The sequence below is a fragment of the Methylobacterium brachiatum genome (assembly GCF_900113845.1).
GTDB classification, from domain to species: Bacteria; Pseudomonadota; Alphaproteobacteria; order Rhizobiales; family Beijerinckiaceae; genus Methylobacterium; species Methylobacterium brachiatum.
This window is the reverse complement of the sequence record NZ_FOQW01000026.1, coordinates 36335-59163: the sequence shown is the minus strand read 5'-3', so window position 1 is coordinate 59163 and position 22829 is coordinate 36335. Positions and strand designations below refer to the sequence as shown.

The following is a 22829-nucleotide window of genomic DNA, read 5'->3' as shown; positions in this document are numbered from 1 at the left end:
CTGTGCGATTTCGTCTCCCACCCTGAAACCATTGGCTTTTCGGCCGAATGTTTTACAGCGTTTTACAAGTCACCCTTTGTTCGCGCGAGCGGCGAGGTGGATGATGGCGGCCTGCCCGCTGGCCTTCCGATCGGCGAATCGGCTGTAGCGCTCGATCATTGCCATCGACATTCCGATCACGTCCTGGATCTGCGCGGTGCTCAGCCCGGCGCGCCGGAGCCGCACGACCGCGGTGGCGCGCAGGCCGTGCAGGGTCGCGCCGGCAAGCTCGGGGATCTCGGCGCGCGCGGCATCGAAATGGATCGACAGCCTCTTGCGCGTGTAGGGCCTGCCGTCGGCCTGCAGCAGGAACGGCCCCGGGCGTTTCTCCCAGCCCGTCATCTCAGCGGCGAGCTCGGGCACCACCGGGCACCACACCTCGCGCTTGGTCTTCTGCTGCGCCAAGCGGAGACCACCCTCGTCAAGGTCGGTCCACCCGAGGCGGACGACATCAGAGCCGCGCTGGCCGGTGTAGAGCCCGAGCATGACGCCGCGCCGGAGCATGCCGGTGAGGCCCGCGTGCGCGGCCGCAATCTGCATGTCGGTCCAAGGCTTGTGGCCGCCTTCGGTGTCGAAGGGCTCGACGCCTTCCGTGAACGACGCCGGCACGTGGCCGCGGGCAAGCGCCCAGGTCGAGAGCGCACGCATGGTGCCGAGGAAGTTGTTGGCCGCACCGGGCCGGTCCTCCATCTCCTCGACGACCCGCCGCATATCGTTGGGGCGGAGCCGTGTAGCGACCCAGTCGCCGTACCCAGCCCGCAGAATTTTAAGCTGCCGAGTATACTGGTCTTTCGTGCCGACGCCCTTTCCGCGGAATTTGGCCGAATCCAGATAGAGGTCGATTAAACCTTCGACGGTCAGCACATTTCCGGTAGCGTTGGTCTTGCCTTGTGCTTCACGGAGCGCGACCCAAAACTTGGGATCAGAGGTATCGTCCGGAAGGCGGATGGGCTTCTCAGCAAACGGCGTGCCGCGCCCGGGGCTCCAATAGAAATACTCGCGCCCGCGGGATAGGACGCGGTGAACGCCTTTAGGGAGTTGCACGACGCCCGTGCTTCTTAGACGCTTCGACGGCACGTCGCGCTCGCTCAGCAGATTCGTTTGCCTCGGGATCGTTCCCCGTGACGCGCATGGACGCAAGCGCCATGTCGACGTCGGCCCAACGCCACCGGACGCAGCCGGCGGATAGCCGCACCGGGCGGGGCAACACGCCCCGCCGGACCATCTCGTCTACCGTCGATTCGGACACGTCCAATTCGGTCGCGAGAGATGGCCGGCTGAGATAGGCGGTCGGCACGTCAGCCCCCGAAGCCCGGCTGCCGCATCACCTGCGCCAGGCGCCGGCAAACGCCCGCCCGGGCCGGCTGGGCGCGGAGGGCTGCTTCCTCCAGTTCGGTGGCGGTTGCTGCGACCTCGCCGGCGCCCGCCCCCAGGGCGTTCGACTGGGCCACCAAGTTCAGCGCTCCCGCCAGCAGCTCGGCGCCGAGGCGCCGGTCCTGAATGACCGGCAGGACCATGGCGACCGATTTGCCGTGCTGGTCGATCACCACACCCCGGGCCGTACCGCAGGCGGCGAACGGTGGCGTGAACGCGCCATCGAGGCAGACCGCGCGGAGGGCTTCTTTCAGATCGATCGTCATGACTGCTCGCCCTCCCGGTCCGACGCGAAGCCGGCCCCGGCGGGGACGGCGAGAATGATGATGGACAGCGCCACGAGGCCGAAGAGCACCCAGATGATCACGGTGAGGATCTGGATCACATCCACGGCCAGCCTCCCACGGAGACGGCGCCGAAGCGCGGTGCGATAATCGCACCAGATCGGGAAAAGGAAACGGCCGCAGCGGCCGCCTCCCTCGCGCGGGTTATGCGCGTGTCCATCAGCGGACGACCCGCGCACGGCGCAGCACGTCGATGCTGCTGACCGGGACAAAGTCGCTGCGCCGCTGCGGATGCAGCAGGATCAGCTCGATCATCGGCTCGCAGTCGCCCCGAGGCATCGCGAGCCACCGGGAGTCGAAAGGGCCAAGCACCCGAAGCACGGCGACGTCCGATCCGACGAGCTGCACCAAGGCGAGATCGCCCGTTTCCGGCAGCACGACGTCGATCACAACGACCTCACCGTCCTGAACCCGCGGAGCCAACTCGTCGCCAAGCACCATCAAGGCATAGGCCGCGGCGGCAACCTCGCTAACCTTGTCGTGATCGACGGTGTGTGCCGCCTTTGTTCCCTCTTCCTTAATCGGCGAATCGCCGGTATAGATATGCGCACGCATTCACGGACCCCTACGTCCATGGGTGTAGCCGCGCGGCAAACGCGGCGTTAAGGGTGAGACGGTGCAGCGGGTTTCCTAGGCCGGTGCTGCGCCTTCCTCCCTGAGTTTGAGCTCTAGCCCTTCAGCTCTGTCCCGGGCGCTGGGCGATCCTCGATGGTAGCTCCTATGTCCATGTCGGTGTGCGACGCACGCCGCACTGCTTACGCATATCCTGCGCGGTCCCTGATCATGCCATTGTGCGCTGGCATGTCAATCGCTATGTTCAAGGCGCGGCACATGCGCCGAGGGATCGATCGTGGCCGAACGCGAAGAGACCGTCCGTAAAGTTTACGTGCTCCCAACCGAGTTGGTTGAGCGCATAAATCTATATAAAGAGCAGCATCACCTGGATTCCGAGGTTGAGGCGGTTCGTAGACTGTTGGATATCGCTCTTCTGCACAGAGATAGCACTATTTCTATTCTTGGAAAGATGCTGTCTCGCTTCAAAACGGAGAAAGACCTCCGCGTGTTGGCGCGGGATATTTTATCGACGCACCCTTTAGTGGATTCTATTAATTATTTTCCGGGAGCTTTAACGTTTTCAGTAAAAGACGATCAGAAAGCTGCATTCGATCGGCAAGGAACTGCCAGGGTCTTTTTCGATGATGATACCGCTGCGCGGGTGTATCTTGATAAAGACGGGAGAACGCGGCTGAATGACGACGACATCCCGTTCTAGAGCATGAAATCTAGGCCCAGCGCCCGGCAGTACATCTCTAAGATCGCCGCCTGCTCCTGGCGTTCGCTGTGATCCTGCTTCCGCAGGCTGACGATCTTGCGGATCGTCTTCGTATCGAACCCCCGACCCTTGGCCTCGGAATAGACCTCCTTGATGTCGCCGGTGATCCCGGTCTTCTCCTCCTCGAGGCGCTCGATGCGCTCCAGGAACTGCTTCAGCTCGTCGGCCGCCACGCCCTCGGCGCCTTCAGAGTTATGGCCTGCACCCGGAAATTGTTGCTTAACCATCGTCCTGTTCCTCGTTTTCCGTCGGGGTAGGCCGGCCCGGCACACGCCGGGCCGGTGCGAGGATCAGCCGAAGAAGTCCCCGGCGCCGCCCTCGCCGCCCTCGACGGACGCCTCGACCGGCTGGAAGTCGTCCTCGGCCCGGGTGCGGCCGCCGCCCAGCCGGTCGTCGTCGGCGAGCTTCTGCAGGTTCACCAGATCGAACGAGAGCCCGATGCCGCCGAGATCGTTGGTCCAGGCGTAGGGGCGGATCTTCGCGCGAGCCCAAGCGCCGGAGTAGAAGTCCGTCTCCGCCGTCAAGATCTCGACCTTGCCGGTGGACGGGTCGAGCTTCGGCCCCGCGAGGCCCGGCGCGGTGTAGGACCACGCCTCGACGGCGACGCCGCCCTCCATGACGCCGGCGTAGGGCTTACCCTCGCCATCGACCAAGGTGGCCTGGTCCTTGAACGGCGACTTGAACTTGGGGTGCTTCAGCTTCGCGTCGGCGTCCGAGCCCCATTTCTGGATGGCCGCCGCCTTGGCCGCTGCCTTCAGCGCCGACAGGTCCGTCCCCTTCGGGAACAGCATCAGCACCGAGTACTTCGGCTTCTTCAACGGATCGCGCTTGTCCGCCTTGGGCTTGAACACCCAGACGAACGACGCCCGGAACTTTGGTGTGATAATCGCATCAACGGTCTCAGCCATGATCCATTCGCTCCTTGCGCTCAGATTGCTGCGGTGAAGTCGTCGGCCGCGTCGCCGCGCAGCGGCGGCCGCGGGTCGTTCTCGGGCACCAGGGAGTGCCCGTTGCTGACGGCCTCGATCATGCCCGCCAGCAAAGCCTTGGCGGCCACGAGGCGCGCCTTCTTGGTGCCGCCCGGCATCGCCGGCTCGAGCAGCGTCTCGACCTGCGCGGGCGAGCGGAACGCGCGCTCGTACAGGTCTTCCGATTCCAGCCCGTAGAGCCCGAGGGCGTCCACGACCTGGCCGGAATCTTTCCACCGGCGGACCGGCCGCTTCGGCGCCAGCTTGAAGCCCGGGATGCGGGCCCCGCGCTCGGCCTCGCTGTACGCGAACTCGCGCACCGCCTTGGCCCAGGCCTCGATCCGATCCAGCTTGCCGAGCGTCGCGGCCAGGTCGTCCGGATCGTAGGCCGCCGGCTCGAACGTCCGCTGCACCTCGGCTTCGGCCTCGCGCTTGATCGCCGGGCAGATGCCGGCCGCGGGGCACCACCGGCAATGGCTACCGGGGCGGAGCGGATCATTCTCGCCCGCCACCGGCAACAGCACCTCGGCGCGGCTCTTGAACCGCTGGGTGGCCTGGACCGCCTGGACGATCCGGTCCTCCCAGTCGAGCATGTCGATACCGTCCACCGTGAACTCGCGGATCGGGCCGGCCGGGTGGAAGCAGCGGGGCTGGACGATGACGAACCGCACCGACGAGACGCCGCGGTTGCCTAGCCCCTTGGCTGCCATCAGGGCGTAGATCATGCCCTGCGGGTTGCCGGTGGCATCCACCGCCACGCCCGAGCCGTGCTTGTAGTCGACGATCAGCAACTCGCCGGTGCTGGGGCGATAGCGCCGAACGTCGGCGGTGCCCCACAGGTCGTCCGAGTAGCGGAGCCGCTCTTCGGTCGCGACTTCGTCCTCGGGGGCGATCTGCTCGCGGATCCAGTCGACGGCCATCTGCACAGCCGCCAGATCGTCTTCGCCGAGCGTCAGCGCGCCTTCCTTTCGGCCCTCCACGTAGATGGACCGATCGGTGTAGTAGGCAGCCTCGCGCTTGTGCTTGAGGCACCATTCCAGGACGCTGTGCGCCGCAGTCCCGCGCTCGGCGTGGACCGAGCCGCGGCGCTCCAGACCAGTCGCGAGCTGCGGCTGGCCGGGGCAGTTCATCCAGATCGACGACCCGGATGGCGACAGGCGGGCGTGATCGCCCGGCATGTCAGGCCGCCTGCTTGCACACCGCCACGAACGCATCGTAGCGCTCGCTCGGCATGTCGGTGAGCTTCTGGAAGCCGAAGTCGTTGAGCAGCTTTCGGGCGGCGTCCTGGCCCTTGGCGGTCATGACCGCGCCGAGCGCCGGCCGGACCTCGTTCTTGAACTTGGCCTCCGCCTCCTCCTTGGTCAGCGGCGGCTTGCGATCCTCGGGCGTATCGCTGATCGCCTGCTTCTCCACCGGGTCCGGGCCCAGGAAGTCGTCGGCAGGCGCCTCGGGCTCCGCCTTCTCGGCCTCGGGCTGCGGCTGCTCGGCCGCGCCCTCGGCGGGGGCCTCGGTGCCACCAGCCTCGGCGGCGCGAGCCGCCTCGATCTCGGCCTTGGTCCGGCGCCGGCGGCGCTGCTGCGGCGCGGCGGCCTCGGTCCCCTCGCTCGTATCCCCGGGCGCATCACCCGCGAGGCGGCACATCGCGTCGGCGGCCTCCTCAGCGGTGGCGAACGTCAACTCGACCTTGATCATCCGTTGGCTCCTGATGAGATAATCGAAACATGCCTCGCGTACCGACGTCCAATTTCCGTTAGGTCCGTCGATTCCACGTCGCATCCTGGCATGCTGTTTCGATTTTCACAACACCCTAGCCGAAGATTTCTGCGGCCATCTTCGTCTTGCGGGCCAGGATGCGGGCCAAGCCCTCGTCGGACGACCCGGGCAGGTACGCGGCGTGGATGTGGACCGGACGGGTCTGCCTCGGGCCCTGCACGCGCATTGCTGCTTGGGCGTTGTTATCGGGCACCCAGTCCAATTCCCCGAACAGCAGGTGGCTCGCCGCCGTGAGATCGATCGCCGTGCGCGCGACCTGGTCCTGGCACACCAGCACGCGCCGGGCCGGGTCGCTGGCGAAACCGTCGATGTTCCGCTGGCGCTGCTTCATCGGCGTGCCGCCGTGGATGGTCGCCGCGCCGAACGGGGCCAGCCGGTCGGCCACCTGCTCGACCATCGCGGTATGGTGGCCGAACACCACGAGCTTGTCGATCCGCCGCGCGCCGAGCTCGGCCGCCGCCCAGGCCGCCACCGGCCCGGCCTTGGCCACCGCGGTCGCCGAGCGCAGCTGCGTGAGGCCGCCGGCCTCCTTCGACAGCTCGACCTTCTCCCCCGCGCCGATCCGCTCGACCAGCCGCCGGAGCCGGCCGCCGAGCGCGCCGTCCGCCTCCATCGCGGCGAGCGTCGCCTTGGCCTCCGCCGAGATTGCGCCCGGGTCGAGCCGTACCTCCCCCCAGACGGGGGAGGGGGTGTCCGGGCTGACCTCGTGCCACATCCGGCGGAGCATGACCGGTTCGAGCAGCGCCCGCAGGCCGTCCACGTCGCGCAGCGCGCGCACGACCGGGCCGAAGTCGCCCATGAACCAGACCGTGAAGCGGTCGAGGAACTCGGTGTAGCTGCCCGCGAACCGGCCGCAGGTCCGCAGGATGATCCACAGCTCGCCCGGGTGGTTGAGCATGGGCGTCCCGGTCAGGAACCAGATGCGACGCGCCTGCGCGGCGAAGCCCCGGGCGCTGAGCACCTGGCGGGTCCGCTGCGATTCGGGGTTCTTAAGGTACTGGGCCTCGTCGACTGTGAGGACGTCCCAGCGGTGCGCCATCACACGAGCGTAGAGGTCGCCGTTGCGCGCCCCGTCCATCGACAGGATGGTGACGCCGTTCGGCTCGATGCGATCCCGGGCGCCGTGCACGACCGCCACGGGCCGACCCATGATGCTGAACCGGTCGAACTCCCGGGCCCAGTTCTCCCGGGCGATCCCGGGGCAGACGATCAGGATGGATTCGGCCCCGGCGTAGTCCGCCGCGGCGATGGTCTGCGGCGTCTTTCCGACCCGCATGCCGTCGGCGAGGAGCGCGCGCTCGCGGGCGGCGAGCCAGCGGGCGCCCGTCTCCTGCCAGGGCTTGAGCTGCATCGTTTCCTGGTCCTCGGGGCGGATGCCCCCTCCGCCCTATTCAGCCGAGCCCGAGCGAGCGGCGTATATCCTGCTGCGCTTGGCTATAGCCTTGTTCGTGGGCCTCGTTCACAAGGTCGGCCATCCGCTCGGCGATCATCTTGAGAATGCCATCGTGTAGCGGATGCTCCGGCCTGTATAAGTGGTGCTTCCAGTGCAGGCGCGTAACTTCGGATCCCGTGCCTTCCTCTCCCATCCGCGGACGAATGCGGACGACGATCACGCCGTCTTCTACGTCTCCGCGAGCAATGGTGTCCGGGCGCTTCTGGAATAGGTTCTTCACGCTGTAGCTCAAGGCGCTCCTCCCGCGAGTTCGAATGCTTTCCCCTCCGCCTACTCGTTCGCGCGCTTCCCGGGCCCGGCGGCCGGCAGGAGCACCACCGCCTCGATCTGGCTGAGGTCGATGCTGTCGACGACGACCCGGGCGTATTTCGCGTCGGTCGCCTGCTTCAGCATCAGCCCAATCACACGCCCGCGCAGATGCTTCATTCCCCAATCCAGCACGCCGTCGACCATGAAAGCGTTGCCAGAGCGCAGCAGGAACTTCAGGCGCTGCACATCGGCGGCCGGGGTCGCCGCGGGAGTCGAGGCCGTCTCCGTGACCGGCTCTTCGGGCGGCCGGATCATGAGCGGCTCCGGGCGATGAACATGGCCATCATCAGGATGCCGAGGGAGCAGCCCCCGGCGGCGCCGGCGATCGCGGCAACGATATACCCACTCATCGTGTGAACCCTCCATTGAGCTGCCGGATCTCGGCGGCGATTCTGCGTTGGCGGATGATCTCGACCACCATCAGCGGGGAGCATGCGACCATGATGCCGGCCAGCATGCAGAACCCGACGGTCATCTGCTCGGCGGCGCTCATGTCCGGTTCCGATCGGCGCTGAGCTTCGCGTATCCGGCGAGGTCGTCCCAGTGGTCGGCGAAGTGGGGATCGCCCGCGAGGATGCGGCCGATCTTGTGCGCGAGCATGTGCAGCGTCTCGCGCTCGTGGTCTTGGAGCTTCGCCCAATTCGGGCTGCTCTCGATCACGCCCTTGATCGCCTGTGTGTATCGGGCGTGGTCGCTGTAGTCACCGTGCGTCTTCCCACGTTCTGCCAACAGTTCCTGCGTGTCCATCGCGTCCTCTCACTCCATGAAATCGGCGCGCTGCCAGACCTTGATCGTCAAGGACGGCTGCTCGTGGTAGAATTTGCTTGCGACACCCTCGACGATCTGGCTGTCATCTTGCCAAACGACAAAGTTGAGGGCGTCGAGCATCTTGAAAATGTTGTCGACGTCGGGCTTACCCGTCGGTCGGATCCGCCCGGCGAGCGCGGCGGCCTGCTTGGTCTTCGACCAGGATTTCGGCACCGGCATCCGGGCCTCGACCACCACCTCGATCGGCCCCTGCAGCGGCAGCCGAGAGCCCATCTCTTCCTGGGCGGCGTATTTCAGCGCGCCCTCGTAGGAGCGGGTCGGCTCGGGGGTGAAGACATGTCCGGTCGCCTTTGAGAAGCGCGGCCGGCCTTTGCCCTTGGGGACGCCGGCCAGCACCAGGGTGATGGTCGGCGGCATCACGGTGCGAATATCGCACCAAGCGGGGGACGACGAGGCGGTCACGCCTCCCAGTCCTCTGCGGTCAGGACCACGCCGAGCAGATCGGCCGCGTCCTTGATCTTCGGGATGTGTGCCGTCGGGACGTAGCCGCCGGTGCCGCCCCGCTCGCGCGGGTAGGTCCAGCGGTAGACCGCCGAGGGCTTCACACCGATCGCGTGCGCCAGGGACCGAGCCCCGTCGAACTTGGCGATGATCTTCTCTGCGGGGGTTGGCATCGGCGCTCCTTCAGCCCGCATATGTTTCGATTATCGCATCATATAAGTCAAGCGGTGATTTTATGCGCTGGCGCACTTGACACCGTGTTTCGATTTTAGAAATATCTGGCCCATGAGCACGACGATCGATACCGGCTGGTTCCAGGGCCTGATCAAGGACAAAGGCTTCTCCCAGAGAGGCCTTGCCAAGCTGATTGACATAGACCACGCGGCCCTGAGCCTGATGCTAAACGGCAAGCGAAAGATGTCCGTCGGCGAGGCCGGGACGCTGGCGCAGTTCTTGGGCGTCCCCGTCGGCGAGGTGCTCGCCCGCGCCGGCGTCACCGTCCAGGCCGGCGAGCGGTCGATCCCGGTCCGGGGCGTGGTGGCCGCGGGCGGCACGCTGAATCAGAGCGATTCGACCAAGAACGTCGCCGCCCCGCAGGACATGCGCGAGGGCGCCACCGCGATCCGCGTCAACAGCCCGGGCGCCCCGCACCACGGCTGGGTGCTGTTCTACTATCCCGCGCGCGACGTGCAGCCCGACGCGGTGGGGCGGCTCAGCGTGGTCAGCCTCGCCGATGGCCGGATCATGACAGGCTTCCTCGCCCGCGGCTTCGACGAGGGCACCTACACGGTCACGCCCCTATCCGGCGCCGCGGTCGAAGACGTCCGCCTCGTCAGCGCCGCCCCGGTCCGCTGGATCCGCACGTAGGTTGCGGAGCGTTGACCTGCGTTTCAAGTGATGCGATTATCCCACCGCGATGTTGAGAGCGAGATGCCGTGACGACCTACCTGACGACCCGTGAACTCGCCTCCCGCTGGCGGACCACGCAGCAGACCTTGCGGCTGCACCGCCACCGGCGTCGGGGCGTGCCGTTCGTGAAGCTCGGCAAGCTGGTCCGGTACCGGCTGGCCGACGTGGTCGCTTGGGAGCGGGCCAACCGCGTGCAGCCGGAGCAGCGCGCGTGAGGACGGTGCACGTCGACTTCGAGACGCGCAGCGCTTGCGACCTGAGGAAGGCCGGCGTCCACGTCTACGCCGAGCACCCGACCACCGACGTGCTGTGTCTGGCCTACGCGGTCGACGCCGAGCCGGTGAAGGTACTGACCCGGGACGACTGCGGCTCGGCCGAGACCCGCAAGTTCCTGTTCCGGGCGATCCAGAGCGGCGCCACCTTCGTCGCGCACAACGCGGCGTTCGAGCTGGCGATCTGGAATCGGATGATGGCGCCGCGCTTCGGCTGGCCGCGGCTGCCGGTCGAGCAGACCCGGTGCACGATGACCATGGCCTACGCGCTCGGCCTGCCCGGCAGCTTGGAGAACGCGGCCGCCGCGGTCGGGCTCGTCGATCAGAAGGACATGGACGGCCGCAAGGTGATGATGCAGCTCGCCCGCCCGCGCCGCATCGAGCCGGACGGCCGGCCGGTGTGGTGGGAGGAGCCTGGCAAGCTGGAGCGGCTGTATCGCTACTGCGCCCAGGACGTCGAGGCGGAGCGCGCGCTGCAATCCCGCCTGCTGCCGCTCTCGCTGGCCGAGCAGGAGCTCTGGACCATCGACCAGCGCATCAACGACCGCGGGATCCGCGTGGACCTCGCGGCGATCGAGAGCGCCATCCTGGTCGTCGAGGAGACGAAGCAGCGCCTCGAACAGCAGATGGCGATCACCACCGGCGGCTGGGTCTCAGGCTGCTCGAAGGTGAAAGAGCTCGGCGACTGGATCGCGATGCGCGGCGTGAAGACCGAGGGCGTGGCCAAGGCCGACGTCGTCGATCTACTCGCCCGGCCCGATCTGCCTGCCGACGTCCGTCGGGCGCTCGAGCTGCGCCGGGATGCCGCCAAGAGCAGCACCGCGAAGCTGAAAGCGATGCGCGCCGCCGCGAGCGACGACGGGCGGATCCGCGGGACGCTGCAGTTTCATGGCGCCAACACCGGCCGCTGGGCCGGGCGCCGCGTGCAGACGCACAACCTTCCCCGACCAACCATGGATCAGGACGATATCGACGCCGTCCTGGACCTGCTCAGCAAAGGCGAGGCGCGTGACGAAGAAGATCTTCCAGACCCTTTCGGGTGAGGTCGTCCGGGTAACCGCCAAGTCGGTCCTGTTCGAGAACGACGCCAACGGCCTTCAGACCTGGATCCCCCGGTGCGTCTGCATCGACGGCGACGTGCTGAATGTTGGCGACAGTGATGTGATTATCGCAACGTGGTGGCTGGAGCTCTGCACCCGATGACCAAAACCGACAAGATCCCGTCCGTCCGGCTCACCAACCAGGATCGCGATAACGTCGTGAAAGCTGCAATCCAGGCAAGCTTCACCGACCGGCACCGCGCGCTGAAGGTCGAGGAGGATCGACTCGCGCGCCGCTGCTACGACGCGGTGTTCTCGGAGAAGGTGCGCAAGGCGGTCGCGGTGATACCCGCGGGCTGGCTGCGCGCGGACACCTGCCTTCGGTTCAACGTCGGGGGCATGAACATCCGCCTCGACGTCGCGGGCGAGGGCCTGCGCGTGCCCTCGCAGCAGTGGAACTGCGAACGTCTCGGCAACGTGGCAGACGAGTCGCTGATCGCGGAGGTCCAGGCGTTCCTACAGGCCCGTGACGGCCTGAAAGCCGAGCGGGAGAAGGCGCAGCAGTCCCTCAAGGCGCTCCTCTACAGCGTCACCACGCTCAGGGCCCTGCGCGACCTATGGCCCGAGGGCGAGCCCTTCTTCCGGGGCCTCGCGAGCAAGACGGGTGCCCCTGGCCTGCCGGCGCCGCAGATCGCCGAGCTGAACGCCATGCTCGGCCTTCCAGCCCCCGAGGCCGTCTAATGGGCCGCCCCGCGACACGCCCCGCCAAGAAGTCCGGCGCCGCGCTCCTGTACGAGCGCCAGCGCCGCGAGGCGACCGCGGCTCTCGCCGCCCAGGCGGCCCAGCACACGGCCCGCGAGGTCGCAACGGCCCCCACCCCGGAGCCCGGTACCTACCGGATCGCCGAGTTGCGGGACGGCCAGTGCCGGTTCGCCTGCACGTCGCACGGCGCCGCCCGCGACGCGCACCGGTTCTGCGGCGAGCCGGTCGCTTGGAAGGGCGGCAGGCCGACCTCGTGGTGCCGGGACCACCTGCTCGAGGTCAGCGGCGCGCCGGGCCGGCACGCGGACGGCGCCAGCCTCGCGGATGTGCTGCGCCCGGAGGGCCGCCCGTGACAGCCCCTCGGTTCGTGATCTTCTCGAGCTACGGCAACGACAGCTGCGCGCTGATCCAGTGGGCGCACGAGTGGCGGCTAGAGGGCGTGGCGGTCGTCTACTCCGAGACCGGCTGGGCGACGGCGGACTGGGCCGAACGCGTGCTCTGGATGGAGATCTGGGCCGAGAGCCTGGGCTTCGCGACCTACCGGACCGCATCGATCGGGTTCCCAGATCTCGCGCGCGAGAAAAAGGGCTTCCCGACCCAGCAGTTCCAGTGGTGCTCCTTCCGTCTGAAGATTGAGCCGGGCATGCGCTGGCTTAAGGAGCATGATCCGGAGCGACGCGCCGTGTGCCTCGTCGGCGTGCGCCGAGCAGAAGCTAAGAACGCCACAGACGATCGCGCCAGCTTCCCCGGGTTTCTCGCCAAGAGCGGCAATCACGGCGACCGCTGCATGATCGCGCCGTTCGCGACCTTCGACGAGGACGCCCGCAACGCTTTCCTGCGCCGCGCTGGCATTGAGGTTCTGCCGCATCGTTCGCGCGAGTGCAGGTGCATCAACTCGAACCGGGCAGATCTGAAGCTTTTCGGCGAACAGGACATCGTCGCGATTGAGCAACTAGAGGCCGAAGTCGGCAAGACGATGTATCGGCCCCACCGGCACATGGGCGCGAGCGGCATTCGCGAGGTAATCCGGTGGGCCAATAGCCTGCGCGGCAAGTACGAGCCGCCGGACGAGCCCGCACCTGTCTGCGACAGCATGTGGTGCGAGCAATGACCCAACGCACCGAGCCAACCTACGTCGTCACGATCCACATGGCCGGCTGTCTTCGCACGGCAATGGAGACGTGTCGCCGTTTTTGCATGGAAGGGCTCTGCGTCACCGTTGAGGCCAGCACCTTCGTCTACACGGGCGGCGTCGAAGAGGGCTTCCGTATCGGCCTGCTGAACTATCCGCGGTTCCCGGCCGAGCCCGCCAAGATCCTGCAGACCGCCTACCGGCTCGCCGATCGACTGCGGAAGGACTGCTGCCAGCACTCCTGGCTGATCGTCGCCCCCGACGAGACGATCTGGAACAGCACGCGCGGAGCCGATGCGCCCAGTCCTTCCCCTCCCCACCCAATCCCCGCGCCCGAACCGATCAAGGGAGACCTGTGAGCCATGCGCGTATCTCAAGACGTTCTTGCTGTCCTCGACCGCGCTAGTTGTGAGGGCAATGCGCTCTCGCTCGTCGCCCTCGGGAAGCTGGATCGGAAGCTCTACGCCGACATCAACAAGGCACTTGAAGCTGCTGGCGGGAAGTGGAACCGCAAGGCCCAAGCGCATCTGTTCGAGGGCGATGCGGCCGAGGCCATCGAGCCGATCATCCTGACGGGTGAGATCGTCTCCGTCCGGCAGGAACTGCAGCAGTTCGATACGCCGCCGGATCTCGCGGCCCGGGTTGTCGCCGAGGCGCGGATCTCGCCCGACATGTCCGTGCTGGAGCCCAGCGCCGGCCTCGGCGCCCTGGTCCGGGCCGCAGTAGCCGCCGGCGGCAACGTCCACTGCATCGAGTTGGACGCGAAGCGCGCTGATGGGTTGGCCCTCGACGTGGGCGACATCATCGACGTCCTCCACGCCGATTTCCTCGCCTGCGAGCCGGGCGCTGTGCACGACCGCGTCGTGATGAACCCGCCCTTCACGAAGGGTCAGGACATCGCCCACGTCGAGCACGCGATGCGGTTCCTGAAGCCGGGCGGCCGGCTCGTAGCAATCATGTCGGGCGGGATCCTTTACCGCGCCGGCAAGCAGGCCGCGTTCCGCCAGCGGATCATGGATCTCGGCGGGACCATCGCACAACTCCCGGCGGACAGCTTCAAGGCCTCTGGGACGAACGTCTCGACCTGTCTCGTGTCGCTCAACATGCCTGAGGGCGAAGCGTGATGCGCCGCCGCCGGGCCGCTGCCCCGACCGATGGCTTGCCGGACGACCCCGCGCTGATTGCCGCGCAGATCCAGCGGCATCTGAAGGAGGCGCAGGCCGCGATCGGAAGCCTGATCGATGACCTCGCTCCACGGCAGCCTCGGCGCCCTGTGAGCCTGACGCCGGATCTGTTCGCCCACCCGACCCCCGAAACCTCCAGCGCAGGAGCGTGAAGATATGAAGATCTGGTTCGACACCGAATTCCTTGAGGATGGCAAGACCATCAAGCTCATCAGCATCGGCATGGTGCGTGAGGACGGAGAGCGCCTCTACATGGAAGCGCCTGAGGCCGAGTACCTCGCCGGCAGCGACCCGTGGCTGAAGGCGAATGTCCTCCCCAACCTGAGGGGTGGACCGCACATCTTCAGCCGCGATCAGATGGCGGCGCACATCCAGATCTTCGCCGGGCCGAAACCCGAATTTTGGGCTTACTACGCGTCCTACGACTGGGTCGCGCTCTGCCAACTTTACGGCCGGATGATTGACCTCCCGGATGGCTTCCCGATGTTCGTCCGGGATCTTCAGCAAGCCATCATGCTTTCCGGGCGGGGCAAGCCTCCTGAGCAGACGCACGGCACCCACGATGCGCTGGAAGACGCTTTGTGGACCCGAGACGCATGGACTTGGCTGCACGACAGCACCTTCGGCGGCGCCGGGATCCTGACATCACTCACCGGCCCCGGCTTCAAGCCCCTCTCCGCCGATCCCGCCACCACCGCGACGGAGGCCTGAATGTCCACCCAGACCACCACGACCGACGCAGCGTCCGGGGCTGATCGAGAAAAGAAGCGCATCCCGCTCTCTCCCGGCTTCCACGCCGAGCCCGGCGAGACGCCCGGCCACCTACACGACGTCTACACCACCGTGCCTCCACTGGGCGACAACCGGCGCATTCATGTTGGTACGCTCAGCAAGGCTGCCGTCGATGCCTGGGCCGCCGTTGAGCAGGGGCGCGTCGCCGCCCTCGGCCGGCTTGCCGGCGCCCGTGCAGCCCTCACCACGGGAGCCGCCCGATGACGGACCTGAACCTCGAAGAGAAGGTGTCCGGTGCCGAACGGCGCGCACGCGAGATCGCTGCCGAGAAGCATTTCTACGACGCGGCCCAGCCGTTCTTTCCGCTCGGCTTTTCGGTCAGCTACCGCAACCCTGGGCACTGGGACGTGATCGCGCGGGAATGCCCAGGCCGCGTCAGTGCCTGGGAGGCCGCGAACCCGGGTGGGCGCACCTCCGCGATGGATGGCGATCTGTCCCGCGCCTTCCGCATCCGCGGCGAGCCCGGCCAGGTCGTCATCTACGACGAGCGCTGGAACCCGCACCGCGAGCGGGGCGGCGAGCCCCTGACCTTCCGCAGCGTCACCGGCGCAATGCTCTGGATCGTCGAGGAGATGATGCAGGAGCCGGAGGCCGATCATGGCTGAGACCTCATCCATCGAATGGACCGACGCGACTTGGCAGATCGTGACCGGGTGCACCATCGACACCCCGGGTTGCACGAACTGCTATGCGATGAAGCTCGCCGGGACCCGCCTGCGGAATCACCCGTCCCGCGTGGGCCTCACGCGAGAGACGAAGGCCGGCCCGGTCTGGACGGGCGAGGTCCGGTTCAATGAGCAGTGGCTTCTCCAGCCGCTGCTGTGGGCCCGCGGGCGCAACATCTTCGTGGCCGCCCATGGCGACCTGTTCCACCCGGGCGTACCGGATGAGGTGCTGGATCGGATCTTCGCTGTCATGGCGGCTTCGTCCCAGCACACCTTTCAGGTGCTGACGAAGCGCTCCGGCCGAATGCGGGCGTACCTGTCGGCGCCCGACCTGGTGGCGCGGATCATCACCGCGCTGGAGCTGCTGTCTCAGGAGATCGGGCCCGGCAGGAACAGCCGGGACCCGCGGGGCGGTGCCGGCTGGAACTGCTACGCGGCGGCCGAGAACCTGAAGCTGGGGAACGAGCGCAGCTCGTGGCCGCTCTGGCCGCTGAAGAACGTCTGGTTGGGCGTCTCGGCCGAGGATCAGCGCCGGGCCGACGAGCGCGTGCCGGACCTGCTGGCGACGCCGGCCGCGGTTCGGTTCGTGTCGGCCGAGCCGCTGCTCGGGCCGATCGACTTCACCCGGATCGAGGCGGCGAAGGAGACGGACGCGGAGGGGCGCACCACCGTGCACCCGAAGCGGATCAACAGCCTCACGGGGCGCGCTGGGCACTACCCGAGCCCGACCATCTTCCACGTCGACAGCCACGGCGTCGGCGCTCGCCTCGACTGGATCATAGCGGGCGGCGAGAGCGGCCCCGGCGCCCGGCCGATGCATCCGGACTGGGCGCGCCAGATCCGCGACGCCTGCGCGGCCGCGGGGGTGGCGTACCTCTTCAAGCAGTGGGGCGCCTACCAGCACGGCTCGACGATGGGTCGAGCTCCCTCCCTCGACCGGGTCGTCTTCAACGACGGGCGGACGCTGACCGACGTCACGATGCCCGCCTGCAAGGCCGAGGATCGCGAGAGCGGCTGGCAGGGCCGCGCTCCCGAGATGATGGCGCTCGTCGGCAAGAAGGCCGCCGGCCGCCTCCTCGACGGCGTCGAGCACAACGGCTTTCCGGAGGTGCGTCATGGGTGAGCAGAAGCGCCGCGAAGCCGCCGGCCACGTCCCGCCGGAAGGCATGGCGAACGTCTCGGGCCGGCACGTCACCGAGCTCGCCCGAGGGATCATGGACCTGCTGGAGAAGCCCTTCGACGAGGGCATGCAGGCCGACATCGCCGCCCACGTGATGGTCGTGACCGCCGTGGATCTGTGGCGGGCGAACTACGGCGACGAGCTCGCAGCCGACGCCCTGAAGCGCGCGATCGACCGGCGGCTGGAGAAGCCGACGGAATACTGGGGCGGGAAGCGGGGAGCCTGACCATGCACATCGGACGTGTGACGGGCGCGACCCGCAACCTCGGCGCGCCAAAGGGCTGGGATCCGGCCAAGGACGGCATCTGCGGCGGCCTGCCGATCCGCGACGAGCCACACAGCCCGGGCGTGAACCAGATGGTCTCGGCTTGGCTGCCGACGCCGGAGGACATCGCCCTCATCGCGGCAGGCGCCCCGATCTACCTCGTGGTGCTCGGCACCTCCCACCCGGCCGTGGCGCTCACGGTCGGCAACCCGCCTTCGGAGGTCTGAGCCATGTCCATCACCCCACCCACCACGGACCTAGCCGCCCGCTTAGAGGCCAAGCGCGAGGAGTGCGAGCGGCTACGGGCGTCTCTGGAATGGGCGCGGTCGATCCTCGGCAACATGGCCCTGGAACACACGACCGGCTGGCGCGGGATCTTCGCCCGCTGGCCGATCCATCACGAGCCGCTGCGCAACGACGCGCGCGCCGTCCTCCCGATCATCGACGCAGCCTTGGAGAACCGGTCATGACGCACGTGCCGTATCAGGGTGCTGCCGACCAGCATCCCTTCCGATCCGAGATCGAACAGCTTCATGCTGGCGTGCGCGCCGACGAAGCCCGCGAACTCGCCGCTTCCGAGCGCATATCCGCCGCCCAAGCCGTCTACGACGAAGCCATGGCGGGCTACGATCCGACCGACCCCGATCACGAGGTGCACGCCTTCAACGCGATGAAGGCGGCCATCGCCAAGGCGGATGCCATCGCCCGGGACATGGCCCGCGCAGATGCCGCCGGGGGAGCGGGAGAGGGCTGGCGAACAGCTTTAGATGGCGCCGTGTGTGCGATGCACAACGAGACCCGCCGAGCAGGCTTCCACGACGGCTTCAACGGATATCAGAAGTCACAGTGGGATGGCGCTTATGAGGAGGCCCATGCCGCCGGAGCGTTGGCTCGCAGCCTTCTATCCGCTCCGCCGCCTCCCGCCCAGCCGTATGGCGGGCCCGGCATACGTGACCCGCTCGTCGAAATCACTCGGAAGCCCGGCAAGGAGCCGTGCGGCGAGTGCCGTATCCAGCCCGGAGAGACGTGCGACATCTGCGGGGCGCAGCGGACGCCCCCTCCCGCCCAGCAAGGGTCCTCGTCCCCGCTCAGGGAGGGCACCCGAGACCACATCGCCAGCGTCCGGCTGATCCCCTGGGAGCCCGGCAGCCTAGGCGGCGTCCATGTCACCTACGAAAGCGGCTTTCAGGTCGCCTTGCCGCTCAGCCAGGGCGAGACGGCACCGAAGACTGCATCTCCTTGGGGAAATGGCGTCTACGACTTCGCTTCGTCGGTCGCTGCGAAGGTTGGCGCGCTCACATGGGCGTGTGCCGATACGGCAGATGCGATGGATGATCGCTACGCCGACGTGCAGCGTATCGTGGACGCTGAATTGCGGTCGCTCGCCACGGCCCGAGATGACGGGACGGGGGCGGACCAACCCGAGATGTTCGTTGGAGGCTATCTGAACGACCTCTGCCTCGCCGGCAAGCATCCGGCGCAACAGCAGGCGCCCACCCCCGATCCTCGCAAAGAAGCTCTCGCGGTACTGGAGGGGATCCCCCGTTGGGCCACTGCTGAGGAGTTCGCGCGAGCGCTCAGAGACCTCGGTAGACCGGTCGAAGCCGACCGCATCGAAGCCGCCCTCGCCACCCTAAGCGCCACGGACCAGGACGGGGAGGTGCGGTGATGCGCGGCATCTATATGGCCAGCAAAACAGCCCACGCGCCCCGCTGGCGGCAAATGCGGGCGGACGGGCTGCCGATCATTTCCACCTGGATCGACGAAGCTGGCGCGGGCGAGAGCCAATGCCTGAAGGACCTGTGGCGACGCTGCGTGGACGAGGCTGCCGGCGCCGATTGCGTCATCGTCTATCGCGAGCCGGGCGAGGTCCTGAAAGGGGCCTTCGTTGAGGTCGGGGCGGCTCTTGCAGTCGGGACCCCAGTCTACGCGGTCGGCTGCGACGAGTTCAGCTTCGTGAACCACGCGGACGTGACGCGGTGCGTGTCCCTTGAGCATGCTCTGAACAGCGCCCTCGGTGACGTTTCGGAGGCCTCCGATGTCTGACGCCCCCACCACGCAGGCCGAGCAGGAAGACGCGGCGCGGGAGCGCTACACGGTCGTCTACGAAGGCGACTCGACTGGCGTGAAGATCTTGTCCGGAGAGCCGGCCGCCGGCCGCGCTGTCACTGTCATGGCTGGCGACCTCTGGGAGGAGGCGCGCACCCTCCGCGCCGAGCGCGACAGCTACGCCGCCAGCCTTGCTGCGGCTGTCGTCCAGATCAGCGACCTCGCCCAGGCCAAGGGCGAGGCTGAAGGCCGGCTTCGGGCATCCGAGATGGCCGGGGCCGTCGAGGGCTGGCGGGAGCGGGCGCTGAAGGCCGAGGCGGAGAAGGATCGGCTCGCCGCCGACCTCCGCAAGGCACGGGGAGAGCGGGACGCGATGCGGGAAGCCTGTGCTCGTCTGATTGAGGATGGCTGGGTTCGCGCTGGCCCGAACATGACGCGATACGACGGCCCAGGCATCCGGGATCTCCCCGCAGCGATCCGCGCCCTCACACCCGATCCCAAGGACGCGGGCGGGACCGCAAAGGGAGCTGCCCGGTGACCGCCCTCGTCGACACCATCGACCTGCTGTACGGGCCCCCGCTCGACGTGATCAGCAACTGCCTGCGCGGCTGCATCGTGGCCGCCCCCGAGCATGACCTGCTGGTGGCCGACTTCTCGGCCATTGAGGCGCGCGGCATCGCGTGGCTCGCGGGCGAGGAGCGCGTCCTGGACGTGTTCCGCACCGGGGCAGACATCTACTGCCACGCCGCGAGCGACGTGTACGGCCGGCCGATCTCGAAGAAGAAGGACCCGGACGAGCGCCAGATCGGCAAGGTCGTCGTGCTCGCCTGCGGCTACCAGGGCAGCGTCGGCGCCTTCCAGGCCATGGCCCGGGGCTACGGGGTCAAGGTGCCCGACGCCAAGGTCAAGGAGATCGTCAGCGCCTGGCGCGCCGCGAACCCGGCGATCGTCAGCTACTGGTATGAGGCCGAGGAGGCGGCGATCAGCGCCGTCACCAACAAGGGCCAGGTCTTCACGGCCGGGCCGCCGGGACGCGAGGTGAAGTACCTCGTGCGCGGCTCCTTCCTGTTCTGCCGGCTGCCGAGCGGCCGCGCGCTGTCCTACCCGTACCCAAAGCTGGTGCCGTACATCTGGATCCGGCGAGCGACGGAAGACCCGGCCGGCGGCGAGCCGCTCGTGGAGCAGCGCCGCGTGCCGGACCGCGACCTCGGCCGCTGGCTGTCCCGCGGGTGGAAGCAGAACGGCGAGCCGCAGCCGGCGCTCCACTACAAGTACGTGGACGGGCTGACTAAGGCCTGGACCGAGGGGCCGACCTACGGCGGCTCGCTGGTCGAGAACATCACCCAGGCGGTGTGCCGCGATCTGCTCGCCGGCGCCATCGTGCGCCTGGAGGCGGGGGGCTACCCGATCATCATGCACGTGCACGACGAGGTCGTGAGCGAGGTGCCGGAGGGCTACGGCGACCTTGCCGAGTTCGACGCCCTGGTGGCCGAGGCGCCGGCCTGGGCCGCGGGATTCCCCATCACCGCCGAGGGCTGGCGGGGAAAACGATACCGGAAGTGACACCCCAGCTATGAGCGCAGCCCCCATGTCGGAACACACGTTCCTCGATCAGGCCCTCGCGCTCGCCGCGCGGGGGTTCTTCGTCTTCCCCGTCGTGACGGACGGGAAGATCCCGGCCATCAAGGGCTGGCAGAACCGCGCGACCCGCGACCCGGCGCAGATCCGCGCGTGGTGGACCGAGAGCGACCCGGTGCTGGGCGGCGAGCGGGTCCGGGACCTGAACGTCGGAATCCGGACCGGCCGCTTCGGCGACACGGGCTGGCTGGTGGTGTGCGACGTGGACGTGAAGGCCGGTGCCCGGGGCAAGGAAAGCCTGTGGGACCTGGACATGATGCACGGCACGCCCGGGTGGCTCGACACCTATGCGGTCGACACTCCGTCCGGCGGCGAGCACTTCTACTTCATCACCGAGGAGCCCGTGGCGACCTCGGCCTCGAAGCTGGGACCCGGGCTCGATACCCGCGGGGAGGGCGGCTACGTCGTCGCCCCGGGCGGGATGGTCAACGGCGTGCCGTATCGGTCCCGCGGCGGCACGATGCGCGAGGCGCCCCGGTGGCTCGTGGACGCCATCGGCCGGCCAGCGCCGCGCACCCGCACCGAGGGCAACGTCGTCTGCCTGCTCGACATGCAACCGGCCCTGGACCGCGGAACCCGGTGGCTACAGGGCAACGCCGCGCCGACGGCAGAGCAGGGCCGCCGTGGCTCGACCGCCTACCGGGTGGCCGCGCAGCTCAAGGACTGGGGCATCTCGGAGCTCGCCTGCCTCGACATGATGGGTGAGCACTGGAACGACGACCATTGCTCGCCGCCCATGGAGTTCGAGGACCTCGCCGCCTCGGTGCAGCACGCCTACCAGTATGGGAAGAAGCCGGTCGGCGCGGACAACCCGACGGTCGATTTCGAGCCGGTCACCGAGGAAGAGGCCGAGATTCCGATCGAGGGCACGCCGCCACCGATCAGCATCCGGGCGACCCCGTTCCGGTTGCGCGACGTGAGTGCGATCCCGGTCCGGCAGTTCGTCTACGGCCGGCACTACATCCGACGGTATGTCTCGGCCACCGTGGCGCCCGGCGGCGTCGGCAAGTCGTCGCTCGGCATCGTCGAGGCGCTCGCCCTTGCGACCGGCAGGCCGCTGCTCGGTATCACGCCGCCCAAGCGCTGCCGGGTGTGGCTGTGGAACGGCGAGGACCCGCTCGAGGAGCTCGAACGCCGGATCACCGCGGCCTGCCTGCACTACGGGATCACGGCGGAGGAGATCGACGGCTGGCTGTTCGTGGACAGCGGACGCGACCTGGAGCTCGTGATCGCCCAGACCACCCGGGACGGCACCAAGGTCGCCGCGCCGGTCACCGAGGCGCTCGTGGGGACCATCACGGCCAACGCGATCGACGTGGTGATGATCGACCCCTTCGTGTCGTCGCACCGGGTCAGCGAGAACGACAACATGGCGATCGACGCCGTGGTGAAGACCTGGGCCCGGATCGCCGACCGGACCCACACTGCGATCGATCTGGTCCACCATTCCCGGAAGACCGGTGGCGAGGAGGTGACCGTCGAGGACACCCGCGGCGCCTCTGCCCTCATCTCTGCGACGAGATCGGCCAGGGTGCTGAACCGGATGACCGACGAGGAGGCGAAGCGCGCCGGGGTGACCCACCCGCGGTCCTATTTTCGGGTCGACAACGGCAAGGCCAATCTCGCGGCGCCGTCCGTGATGGCCGACTGGCACCTCCTGCACGCGGTCGCGCTCGGGAATGGGCAGGAAGCCCTCGATCCGGATGGGGATTCCGTGGCCGTGGTCACGGCGTGGCGGTGGAGCAGCCCGGCGGACGCCGTCCCCGAGGCGCATCTGGAGGCCATTTGTGAGCGCATCCGCGCCGGGCGCTGGCGCAAGGATCCGCGCGCGGACGACTGGGTCGGGCGGGCCGTGGCCGACGTGCTGGAGCTCGATGCGGACGATCCGGAGCACCGGCCGCAGCTGATCGAGATGGTGAAATCCTGGCTCGCGAGCGGGATTCTGCGGGTCGTCACGGCCCAAGACGGCAAGCGGATGCCCAAGGCTTACGTCGAAGTTGTTTCGATTATCTCAACAGAAGAGGGTGCCGCAGTTGCCGCAGTCGCGACTGCGGCAGACTGAGGCGACTGCGGCTGCCG

General features: G+C 67.9%; 38 protein-coding genes. 23 read left to right on the top strand and 15 right to left on the bottom strand.

All coding sequences use genetic code 11. From position 1 onward, the window contains the following. Window positions 1-69: 69 nt before the first annotated feature. The 4 genes from BMZ47_RS25730 to BMZ47_RS25715 form a co-directional block, all read right to left on the bottom strand. A complete protein-coding gene (locus tag BMZ47_RS25730; protein WP_244536940.1) occupies window positions 70-1116 on the bottom strand; it encodes a tyrosine-type recombinase/integrase in 1047 nt (348 codons plus the stop codon). 221 nt (window positions 1117-1337) lie between these two features. Beyond that, window positions 1338-1679 carry a hypothetical protein gene (locus BMZ47_RS25720; protein WP_091865026.1) on the bottom strand — a complete coding sequence of 114 codons (342 nt, stop codon included), beginning with the start codon at window positions 1677-1679 and terminating at the stop codon, window positions 1338-1340. Further along, window positions 1676-1804, bottom strand: a complete 129-nt coding sequence (locus tag BMZ47_RS29230; protein ID WP_280142765.1) for a hypothetical protein — start codon at window positions 1802-1804, stop codon at window positions 1676-1678. Before BMZ47_RS29230 ends, BMZ47_RS25720 begins: the two co-directional genes overlap by 4 nt. A 112-nt stretch (window positions 1805-1916) precedes the next feature. After that, a complete protein-coding gene (locus BMZ47_RS25715; protein WP_091865024.1) occupies window positions 1917-2312 on the bottom strand; it encodes a hypothetical protein in 396 nt (131 codons plus the stop codon). 295 nt (window positions 2313-2607) lie between these two features. Between BMZ47_RS25715 and BMZ47_RS28285 the strand changes: the two genes are divergently transcribed. Next, window positions 2608-3030: a hypothetical protein gene (locus BMZ47_RS28285; protein ID WP_139221071.1), complete on the top strand. Its 423-nt coding sequence runs from the start codon at window positions 2608-2610 to the stop codon at window positions 3028-3030. On the opposite strand, the gene BMZ47_RS25710 is transcribed toward BMZ47_RS28285, so the two are convergent. The 11 genes from BMZ47_RS25710 to BMZ47_RS28280 form a co-directional block, all read right to left on the bottom strand. Next, the gene (locus tag BMZ47_RS25710; RefSeq protein WP_091865022.1) at window positions 3027-3317 is read right to left on the bottom strand and encodes a DUF2312 domain-containing protein; all 291 of its coding nucleotides are present in this window, start codon (window positions 3315-3317) and stop codon (window positions 3027-3029) included. The two genes, BMZ47_RS28285 and BMZ47_RS25710, sit on opposite strands and share 4 nt — an antisense overlap. 63 nt (window positions 3318-3380) lie before the next feature. Then, window positions 3381-3998: an ssDNA-binding protein gene (locus tag BMZ47_RS25705; protein WP_091865020.1), complete on the bottom strand. Its 618-nt coding sequence runs from the start codon at window positions 3996-3998 to the stop codon at window positions 3381-3383. Window positions 3999-4018: 20 nt separating this feature from the next. After that, window positions 4019-5236, bottom strand: coding sequence for a DUF2800 domain-containing protein (locus tag BMZ47_RS25700; RefSeq protein WP_167369111.1), 1218 nt, complete (start codon window positions 5234-5236; stop codon window positions 4019-4021). 1 nt (window position 5237) lies between these two features. Then, window positions 5238-5750 carry a hypothetical protein gene (locus BMZ47_RS25695; RefSeq protein ID WP_091865016.1) on the bottom strand — a complete coding sequence of 171 codons (513 nt, stop codon included), beginning with the start codon at window positions 5748-5750 and terminating at the stop codon, window positions 5238-5240. A 115-nt stretch (window positions 5751-5865) separates the two neighbouring features. Then, the gene (locus BMZ47_RS25690; protein WP_091865014.1) at window positions 5866-7182 is read right to left on the bottom strand and encodes a DEAD/DEAH box helicase; all 1317 of its coding nucleotides are present in this window, start codon (window positions 7180-7182) and stop codon (window positions 5866-5868) included. Between the two features lie 40 nt (window positions 7183-7222). Next, on the bottom strand, window positions 7223-7516 hold the full coding sequence (locus BMZ47_RS25685) for a hypothetical protein (protein WP_091865012.1): 294 nt from the start codon (window positions 7514-7516) through the stop codon (window positions 7223-7225). Window positions 7517-7554: 38 nt separating this feature from the next. After that, on the bottom strand, window positions 7555-7848 hold the full coding sequence (locus BMZ47_RS25680) for a hypothetical protein (RefSeq protein WP_091865010.1): 294 nt from the start codon (window positions 7846-7848) through the stop codon (window positions 7555-7557). Between the two features lie 91 nt (window positions 7849-7939). Beyond that, window positions 7940-8086: a hypothetical protein gene (locus BMZ47_RS28730; RefSeq protein ID WP_167369110.1), complete on the bottom strand. Its 147-nt coding sequence runs from the start codon at window positions 8084-8086 to the stop codon at window positions 7940-7942. Further along, complete coding sequence (locus BMZ47_RS25675) at window positions 8083-8340, bottom strand: hypothetical protein (RefSeq protein ID WP_091865008.1); 258 nt, start codon at window positions 8338-8340, stop codon at window positions 8083-8085. Before BMZ47_RS25675 ends, BMZ47_RS28730 begins: the two co-directional genes overlap by 4 nt. A 9-nt stretch (window positions 8341-8349) precedes the next feature. Then, entirely contained in the window at window positions 8350-8778 is a 429-nt protein-coding gene (locus tag BMZ47_RS25670) for a RusA family crossover junction endodeoxyribonuclease (RefSeq protein ID WP_091865006.1), read from the bottom strand. Between the two features lie 41 nt (window positions 8779-8819). Continuing rightward, window positions 8820-9035 (bottom strand): carph-isopro domain-containing protein, encoded by a 216-nt coding sequence (locus BMZ47_RS28280; RefSeq protein ID WP_139221070.1) that lies wholly within the window; start codon window positions 9033-9035, stop codon window positions 8820-8822. Between the two features lie 112 nt (window positions 9036-9147). On the opposite strand from BMZ47_RS28280, the gene BMZ47_RS25660 reads away from it, so the two are divergent. From BMZ47_RS25660 to BMZ47_RS25565, 22 genes are all read left to right on the top strand, one after another. Further along, window positions 9148-9729, top strand: a complete 582-nt coding sequence (locus tag BMZ47_RS25660; protein WP_091865003.1) for a helix-turn-helix domain-containing protein — start codon at window positions 9148-9150, stop codon at window positions 9727-9729. A 68-nt stretch (window positions 9730-9797) separates the two neighbouring features. Next, window positions 9798-9986, top strand: a complete 189-nt coding sequence (locus tag BMZ47_RS25655) for a helix-turn-helix domain-containing protein (RefSeq protein WP_091865001.1) — start codon at window positions 9798-9800, stop codon at window positions 9984-9986. Continuing rightward, window positions 9983-11086: a hypothetical protein gene (locus BMZ47_RS25650; RefSeq protein WP_091864999.1), complete on the top strand. Its 1104-nt coding sequence runs from the start codon at window positions 9983-9985 to the stop codon at window positions 11084-11086. The genes BMZ47_RS25655 and BMZ47_RS25650 overlap by 4 nt, the downstream gene beginning before the upstream one ends. Next, window positions 11052-11246, top strand: coding sequence for a hypothetical protein (locus BMZ47_RS28275; RefSeq protein WP_139221069.1), 195 nt, complete (start codon window positions 11052-11054; stop codon window positions 11244-11246). The genes BMZ47_RS25650 and BMZ47_RS28275 overlap by 35 nt, the downstream gene beginning before the upstream one ends. Next, window positions 11243-11824 (top strand): Nmad5 family putative nucleotide modification protein, encoded by a 582-nt coding sequence (locus BMZ47_RS25645; protein ID WP_091864997.1) that lies wholly within the window; start codon window positions 11243-11245, stop codon window positions 11822-11824. Before BMZ47_RS28275 ends, BMZ47_RS25645 begins: the two co-directional genes overlap by 4 nt. Further along, the gene (locus tag BMZ47_RS25640; protein ID WP_091864995.1) at window positions 11824-12198 is read left to right on the top strand and encodes a hypothetical protein; all 375 of its coding nucleotides are present in this window, start codon (window positions 11824-11826) and stop codon (window positions 12196-12198) included. The genes BMZ47_RS25645 and BMZ47_RS25640 overlap by 1 nt, the downstream gene beginning before the upstream one ends. Next, a complete protein-coding gene (locus BMZ47_RS25635; RefSeq protein ID WP_091864993.1) occupies window positions 12195-12956 on the top strand; it encodes an adenine nucleotide alpha hydrolase family protein in 762 nt (253 codons plus the stop codon). Before BMZ47_RS25640 ends, BMZ47_RS25635 begins: the two co-directional genes overlap by 4 nt. Further along, window positions 12953-13336, top strand: a complete 384-nt coding sequence (locus BMZ47_RS25630) for a hypothetical protein (protein WP_139221068.1) — start codon at window positions 12953-12955, stop codon at window positions 13334-13336. The genes BMZ47_RS25635 and BMZ47_RS25630 overlap by 4 nt, the downstream gene beginning before the upstream one ends. 3 nt (window positions 13337-13339) lie before the next feature. Beyond that, window positions 13340-14101 carry an N-6 DNA methylase gene (locus BMZ47_RS25625; protein ID WP_091864989.1) on the top strand — a complete coding sequence of 254 codons (762 nt, stop codon included), beginning with the start codon at window positions 13340-13342 and terminating at the stop codon, window positions 14099-14101. Then, window positions 14098-14313 (top strand): hypothetical protein, encoded by a 216-nt coding sequence (locus tag BMZ47_RS25620; protein WP_139221067.1) that lies wholly within the window; start codon window positions 14098-14100, stop codon window positions 14311-14313. Before BMZ47_RS25625 ends, BMZ47_RS25620 begins: the two co-directional genes overlap by 4 nt. A 4-nt stretch (window positions 14314-14317) precedes the next feature. Further along, entirely contained in the window at window positions 14318-14872 is a 555-nt protein-coding gene (locus BMZ47_RS25615) for a 3'-5' exonuclease family protein (protein ID WP_091864985.1), read from the top strand. Next, window positions 14873-15157, top strand: a complete 285-nt coding sequence (locus BMZ47_RS25610; RefSeq protein WP_091864983.1) for a hypothetical protein — start codon at window positions 14873-14875, stop codon at window positions 15155-15157. It begins immediately after the preceding gene. Next, complete coding sequence (locus tag BMZ47_RS25605) at window positions 15154-15558, top strand: hypothetical protein (RefSeq protein ID WP_091864981.1); 405 nt, start codon at window positions 15154-15156, stop codon at window positions 15556-15558. Before BMZ47_RS25610 ends, BMZ47_RS25605 begins: the two co-directional genes overlap by 4 nt. Further along, window positions 15551-16741, top strand: a complete 1191-nt coding sequence (locus BMZ47_RS25600; RefSeq protein ID WP_091864979.1) for a DUF5131 family protein — start codon at window positions 15551-15553, stop codon at window positions 16739-16741. Before BMZ47_RS25605 ends, BMZ47_RS25600 begins: the two co-directional genes overlap by 8 nt. Beyond that, a complete protein-coding gene (locus BMZ47_RS25595; protein ID WP_091864977.1) occupies window positions 16734-17024 on the top strand; it encodes a hypothetical protein in 291 nt (96 codons plus the stop codon). Before BMZ47_RS25600 ends, BMZ47_RS25595 begins: the two co-directional genes overlap by 8 nt. A 2-nt stretch (window positions 17025-17026) precedes the next feature. After that, window positions 17027-17290 (top strand): hypothetical protein, encoded by a 264-nt coding sequence (locus tag BMZ47_RS25590; protein WP_091864975.1) that lies wholly within the window; start codon window positions 17027-17029, stop codon window positions 17288-17290. Between the two features lie 3 nt (window positions 17291-17293). Then, window positions 17294-17533: a hypothetical protein gene (locus BMZ47_RS28270; RefSeq protein ID WP_139221066.1), complete on the top strand. Its 240-nt coding sequence runs from the start codon at window positions 17294-17296 to the stop codon at window positions 17531-17533. Next, on the top strand, window positions 17530-18732 hold the full coding sequence (locus tag BMZ47_RS25585) for a hypothetical protein (RefSeq protein WP_091864973.1): 1203 nt from the start codon (window positions 17530-17532) through the stop codon (window positions 18730-18732). The genes BMZ47_RS28270 and BMZ47_RS25585 overlap by 4 nt, the downstream gene beginning before the upstream one ends. Further along, window positions 18732-19109: a hypothetical protein gene (locus tag BMZ47_RS25580; RefSeq protein WP_091864971.1), complete on the top strand. Its 378-nt coding sequence runs from the start codon at window positions 18732-18734 to the stop codon at window positions 19107-19109. The genes BMZ47_RS25585 and BMZ47_RS25580 overlap by 1 nt, the downstream gene beginning before the upstream one ends. Continuing rightward, complete coding sequence (locus BMZ47_RS25575) at window positions 19102-19650, top strand: hypothetical protein (RefSeq protein WP_091864968.1); 549 nt, start codon at window positions 19102-19104, stop codon at window positions 19648-19650. Before BMZ47_RS25580 ends, BMZ47_RS25575 begins: the two co-directional genes overlap by 8 nt. Next, window positions 19647-20675, top strand: a complete 1029-nt coding sequence (locus BMZ47_RS25570; protein ID WP_091864966.1) for a DNA polymerase — start codon at window positions 19647-19649, stop codon at window positions 20673-20675. The genes BMZ47_RS25575 and BMZ47_RS25570 overlap by 4 nt, the downstream gene beginning before the upstream one ends. Window positions 20676-20700: 25 nt before the next feature. Further along, window positions 20701-22812, top strand: coding sequence for a bifunctional DNA primase/polymerase (locus BMZ47_RS25565; RefSeq protein ID WP_167369109.1), 2112 nt, complete (start codon window positions 20701-20703; stop codon window positions 22810-22812). The last annotated feature ends 17 nt before the right edge of the window (window positions 22813-22829 follow it).